The sequence below is a fragment of the Burkholderia sp. E168m23 genome, assembly GCF_016586125.1.
In the GTDB taxonomy this organism is placed as follows: Bacteria; Pseudomonadota; Gammaproteobacteria; order Burkholderiales; family Burkholderiaceae; genus Burkholderia; species Burkholderia orbicola.
Map to the genome: position 1 here is coordinate 1 of NZ_BCPP01000906.1, position 2,894 is coordinate 2,894.

General features: G+C 68.5%; 3 protein-coding genes and 1 pseudogene. All 4 read left to right on the plus strand.

The window, feature by feature from the left end:
* The coding region (locus tag JMF90_RS31700) for a TauD/TfdA family dioxygenase (protein WP_201325912.1) at positions 1-450 on the plus strand (450 nt) is incomplete at its 5' end.
* Between the two features lie 48 nt (positions 451-498).
* Positions 499-1,530 carry an ABC transporter substrate-binding protein gene (locus tag JMF90_RS31705; RefSeq protein ID WP_011545454.1) on the plus strand — a complete coding sequence of 344 codons (1,032 nt, stop codon included), beginning with the start codon at positions 499-501 and terminating at the stop codon, positions 1,528-1,530.
* 75 nt (positions 1,531-1,605) lie between these two features.
* Positions 1,606-2,604, plus strand: coding sequence for an ABC transporter ATP-binding protein (locus JMF90_RS31710; protein ID WP_011545453.1), 999 nt, complete (start codon positions 1,606-1,608; stop codon positions 2,602-2,604).
* Positions 2,601-2,894: pseudogene (locus tag JMF90_RS31715) on the plus strand (ABC transporter permease); the annotation flags it as partial. The gene JMF90_RS31710 and the pseudogene JMF90_RS31715, both read left to right, overlap by 4 nt.

Consider the following 2,894-nt stretch of genomic DNA (forward strand, 5'->3'; position numbering starts at 1 on the left):
AACATGCATCTCGCGTGGGACACGCTGCCGGCCCACCTGCGCCGCGCGGTCGAGGGGCTGCGCGCCGAGCATACGTATCTCGCGCGCTACGCGGAATTGCAAGCGCGCAGCCCGTGGCGGCCGAACCTGTCGCCCGAGCAGATCGCGCAGGTCGCGGCGGTCGTGCATCCGATCGTGCGCACCCATCCGGAAACCGGCCGCAAGGCGCTGTTCGTCAGCGAGCATTTCACGACGCGCATCGTCGGGCTGCCCGACGACGAAAGCCGCGCGCTGCTCGACGAACTGTTCGCGCACAGCGTGCGCGCCGAGCACCTGTACCGGCACGCATGGCGCGACCACGATCTGGTGTTCTGGGACAACCGTTCGCTGATGCATCTTGCCGCCGGCACGCCCGACCATCTGCGCCGCAAGCTGTACCGCACGACGATCGAAGGCGACGCGCCTTTCTGAGCCGCGCGCCGCGTCATTCATTTCCGCTTTTTCCTGACCGGAGTTCCGATGTCGTTTTCGTTCTTGCCGGCGCGTCGTGCGCTGGCGGCCACGCTCACCGCCGCACTCGCCTTCGCCGGCGCGGTCATCCCGCAAGCCGCGCACGCGGAAGGCCGCATCCGCATCGCCGAGCAGTTCGGCGTCGTCTACCTGATGCTGAACGTCGCGCGCGACCAGCAACTGATCGAGAAGGAAGGGCGCAAGGCCGGCCTCGACATCAAGGTCGACTGGGTGCGGCTGTCGGGCGGAGCGGCCGTGAACGACGCGCTGCTGTCCGGCGCGGTGGACATCGCGGGCGCGGGCGTCGGGCCGCTGTTGACCGTGTGGGACCGCACGCGCGGCCGGCAGAACGTGAAGGGCGTCGCGTCGCTCGGCAATTTTCCGTACTACCTCGTGAGCAGCAACCCGAACGTGAAGACGATCGCCGACCTGAGCGCGAAGGACCGCATCGCGGTGCCGGCGGTCGGCGTGTCGGTGCAGTCGCGCGTGCTGCAGTACGCGGCGGCGAAGCAGTGGGGCGACAAGCAGTTCGACAAGCTCGACCCGCTCACGCAGGCGATTCCGCATCCGGACGCGACGGCCGCGATTCTCGCGAACAGCAACGTGATCACCGGCCACTTCGGCAATCCGCCGTTCCAGGAGCAGGAACTCGCCGGCAATCCGAACGCGCACATCGTGCTGAATTCGTATGACGTGCTCGGCGGCCCGAGCTCCGCGACGGTGCTGTACGCGACTGAGAAGTTCCGCGACGACAACCCGAAGACCTACCGGGCGTTCGTCGCCGCGCTGGCCGACGCCGCCCGGCAGATCGCGGCCGATCCGGAACGCGCGGCCGATACCTATATTCGCGTGAACGGGTCGAAGATCGATCGCGCGCTGCTGCTGAAGATCCTGCGCAATCCGCAGGTGCAGTTCAAGACCGCGCCGCAGAACACGCTGCCGCTCGCGCAGTTCATGCATCGCACCGGCGCGATCCGCAACGAACCGAAGTCGTGGCGCGACTACTTCTTCGACGATCCGGCGACGGCCGGCGGCAGTTGAGCGGCGCCGATGCCGTGACGCCGTGACGCCGTGATCGACGCTTATGCGTCGGCGCGGTTTCGATATGTGCAATCGATGGTTGGTCCGCACGGCGCCCAGCCGTATGTTGATGCTTTTCCCGCAAGAGATTCGACCGTGAACGCCACTTCTCCCCGAACCTGGTTGCCGCCGTATACGGCACGCGGCAGCGCATCGCCGGCCGCGTCCGCCGCATCCGAGGCCGGTGCCGCCGGGCGGCCGGCGGCGCAGGCCGCGCAGGCCGGCGCGCACAGCGAACGCCTGCTCGCCATCGACGCGGTCAGCCTCGAATACCGCAGCGGCGCGCGGATCGTTCGCGCGACACATCAGGTGAGCTTCGACGTGTACGGCAGCGACCGCTTCGTGCTGCTCGGCCCGTCGGGGTGCGGGAAGTCGACGCTGCTGAAGGCGGTCGCCGGCTTCATCGAGCCCGTCTCGGGTTCGATCACGCTCGACGGTCAGCCCGTGCGCGGGCCGGGGCCCGACCGCATCGTCGTGTTCCAGGAGTTCGACCAGTTGCCGCCGTGGAAGACAGTCGTCGAGAACGTCGCGTTTCCGTTGCGCGCCGCCGCGAAGCTGTCGCGCGCCGAAGCACGCGAACGTGCGCTGCACTATCTCGACAAGGTCGGCCTGAGCACGTTTGCCGACGCCTATCCGCATACGCTGTCGGGCGGCATGAAGCAGCGTGTCGCGATTGCGCGGGCGCTGGCAATGCAGCCGCGCGTGCTGCTGATGGACGAACCGTTCGCGGCGCTCGACGCGCTCACGCGCCGCAAGATGCAGGAGGAACTGCTGCGGCTGTGGGACGAATTCCGCTTCACGCTGCTGTTCGTCACGCACTCGATCGAGGAGGCGCTGGTGGTCGGCAACCGGATTCTGCTGCTGTCGCCGCATCCGGGCCGCGTGCGCGCGGAGCTCAACAGTCACGAGCATTCGCTGGAGAACGTCGATACCGGCGACTTCCGCGACAACGTCGCGCGAATCCACCACCTGCTGTTCGACACCGACGCACCGCATGCACCGCACGCAGCGACGACGGAGGACGCCGCATCATGAGTACGATCGATCCGGCCGTGCCGCCGCTGCCGCCCGTGCGCGCCGAATACACGCGCACGCTCGACACGCTGCCCGACGCCGAGCGTGCGGCGCCCGCGCCGCTGCTGCGCCGCATCGCCGGCGCCGCCTGGTTTCGCCGCAGCGTCATCGCGCTCGTGCTGATCGCCGCATGGGAAATCGTCGCGCGCATCGTCGCGAACGATCTGCTCGTCCCGACCTTCGGCGCGACGCTGGCCGCGTTCGTGCAGGGCGTCGAGTCGGGCGAACTGCTGGTCAAGACCGGCATCTCG

Bases quoted from the DNA above. Each gene is read 5' to 3' on its own strand.
- JMF90_RS31710 (WP_011545453.1), top strand. From the start codon at position 1,606: ATGGTTGGTCCGCACGGCGCCCAGCCGTATGTTGATGCTTTTCCCGCA.
- JMF90_RS31705 (WP_011545454.1), top strand. From the start codon at position 499: ATGTCGTTTTCGTTCTTGCCGGCGCGTCGTGCGCTGGCGGCCACGCTC.